The 573-nt window shown below is 68.4% G+C and carries 1 protein-coding gene; it reads left to right on the forward strand.

All coding sequences use genetic code 11. The features are described from left to right. Window positions 1–563 (forward strand): TlyA family RNA methyltransferase (locus tag EOA24_RS40395; protein WP_133375085.1); only part of this gene is annotated, 563 nt, incomplete at its 5' end. Window positions 564–573: the final 10 nt, after the last annotated feature.

Below are 573 nucleotides of genomic sequence, written 5' to 3' on the forward strand. Positions count from 1 at the left end.
GCCTGGTCGCCATCGACGATCCGGCCCAGGCCTATGTGTCGCGGGCGGCGTTGAAACTGATCGCCGGCCTCGACCGTTTCGGCCTCGATCCTTCCGGCGGCGAGGCGCTCGACATCGGCGCTTCGACCGGCGGCTTCACCCAGGTGCTGCTGGAGCGAGGCGCGGCGCATGTCACCGCGATCGATGTCGGCCACGGCCAGATCCATCCCGAGATTGCCGGGGACCCGCGCGTGACGATGATCGAAGGGCTGAACGCCCGAGAATTGACGGCAGCCGATCTCGGCGGCCGCGTTCCGGATTTCCTTGTCTGCGACGTCAGCTTCATCTCGCTGAAGCTGGCGCTGCCGCCGGCGCTTGAGCTGGCGGGCGAGGGCGCCAGGGCAGTCCTTCTGGTCAAGCCGCAATTCGAGGCCGGCCGCGAGGCGATCGGCAAGGGCGGCATGCTGAAGGATCCAGGCGATGCCGAGCGCATTGCCGGGAATCTGCGCGATTGGCTCGCCGGCATTCTCGGCTGGCGCGTGCTGGGACTTCACCCGTCGCCGATCGAAGGCGGCGACGGGTGAAGTCCCAGCA

The sequence above is a fragment of the Mesorhizobium sp. M2A.F.Ca.ET.039.01.1.1 genome (assembly GCF_003998035.1).
Taxonomy (GTDB): Bacteria; Pseudomonadota; Alphaproteobacteria; order Rhizobiales; family Rhizobiaceae; genus Mesorhizobium.